At 37.9% G+C, this 1,434-nt stretch carries 4 protein-coding genes; all 4 read right to left on the reverse strand.

Annotation, left to right across the window (positions count from 1 at the left end; genetic code table 11):
* Positions 1–243: 50S ribosomal protein L6 (locus QVP90_RS00600; protein ID WP_288203600.1), on the reverse strand; the 243-nt coding region annotated here is incomplete at its 3' end.
* A gap of 15 nt (positions 244–258) precedes the next feature.
* The gene (gene rpsH, locus QVP90_RS00605; RefSeq protein ID WP_004291226.1) at positions 259–654 is read right to left on the reverse strand and encodes a 30S ribosomal protein S8; all 396 of its coding nucleotides are present in this window, start codon (positions 652–654) and stop codon (positions 259–261) included.
* 53 nt (positions 655–707) lie between these two features.
* A complete protein-coding gene (gene rpsN / locus QVP90_RS00610) occupies positions 708–1,007 on the reverse strand; it encodes a 30S ribosomal protein S14 (RefSeq protein ID WP_007212079.1) in 300 nt (99 codons plus the stop codon).
* A gap of 4 nt (positions 1,008–1,011) precedes the next feature.
* Positions 1,012–1,434: 50S ribosomal protein L5 (gene rplE / locus QVP90_RS00615; RefSeq protein WP_288203601.1), on the reverse strand; the 423-nt coding region annotated here is incomplete at its 5' end.

Consider the following 1,434-nt stretch of genomic DNA (forward strand, 5'->3'; position numbering starts at 1 on the left):
AACCATGTTGTGAACTAAAGAGCGGTACAAACCATGGAATGCATGCTTTTGTTTGGAATTATCCAACATTGCATTTTCATTCTCACTCAAAGTCACATGACCATCTTCGATGGCAACATTGATAGCAGGATCTACATATTGGCTAAGTTCGCCTTTGGGTCCCTTCACGGTAACCACATTTTCTTTCAGAGTAACTGTTACTCCAGCGGGAATACTAATGGGTAATTTTCCTATTCTTGACATTGCTAATTCCTCCTATTAATATACATAACACAAAACTTCACCACCAATTTTCAGTTCAGCGGCTTCTTTGTTGGTCATTACACCTTTGGAAGTAGATATTATAGCAATACCCAAACCATTAATAACTCGCGGCATGTCCTTGTAACCGGTATACTGACGCAAACCTGGAGAAGAGATTCTTTCCAATTTCTTAATCGCGTTTACTTTGTTAACCGGATCATACTTCAAGGCAACCTTAATTGTACCTTGAGGACCATCTTCTACAAACTTATAATTAAGAATGTAGCCTTTCTCAAAAAGAATCTTAGTGATTTCTTTTTTCAAATTTGAAGCGGGAACTTCTACAACTCTGTGCTTTGCTTGAATAGCGTTCCGCAACCTCGTCAAATAATCTGCTATTGGATCAGTCATATAATAAAAAATTAAATTAATCAGGCCTACCCTGACAATATTTAAAACAAAAATTACCAGCTTGCTTTCTTAATACCGGGAATAAGACCGTTAGAAGCCATCTCACGGAATTGAATTCTAGAGATACCGAATTGACGGATATATCCTTTAGGACGACCAGTCAACTTACAACGGTTGTGCATACGAATCGGATTAGAATTTTTAGGCAGTTCCTGCAATTTCTGTGCAGCTTCAAAAGCTTCAGCAGGATCACCTGTTCTAACAATTTGCTTCAATGCAGCTCTCTTCTCGGCATATTTGGCTACTAATTTAGCACGTCTTACTTCACGTGCCTTCATTGATTCCTTTGCCATATTATCAATCTTTTTTAGCGTTTTTAAACGGTAAACCGAATTCTTTCAACAAGGCATAACCTTCTTCATCTGTTTGTGCAGAGGTTACAAAGGTAATATTCATTCCGAGAATTCTGGTAATACTATCGATATTAATTTCAGGGAAAATGATTTGTTCCTGAATACCAAGAGTATAGTTACCCTTTCCATCAAACTTACTTTCAATACCCTTGAAGTCACGGATACGGGGAAGAGCTACACGAACCAATTTCTCAAGAAATTCGTACATTCTCTCACGACGCAAAGTTACCATAACACCAATCGGCATTTTCTTACGCAACTTAAAGTTAGCGATATCTTTACGAGAAATGGTTGCAACAGCTTTCTGACCTGTGATAGCAGTCATTTCATTAATTGCCACTTCGATAATCTTCTTATCAGCAACAGC

Source organism: Bacteroides sp. CAG:189 (assembly GCF_000432295.1).
Classification (GTDB): domain Bacteria; phylum Bacteroidota; class Bacteroidia; order Bacteroidales; family Bacteroidaceae; genus Bacteroides; species Bacteroides salyersiae.

Excerpts from the sequence above, each read along its gene's own strand:
- rpsN (WP_007212079.1), bottom strand. The coding sequence starts at position 1,007 with ATGGCAAAGGAATCAATGAAGGCACGTGAAGTAAGACGTGCTAAATTA.
- rpsH (WP_004291226.1), bottom strand. The coding sequence starts at position 654 with ATGACTGATCCAATAGCAGATTATTTGACGAGGTTGCGGAACGCTATT.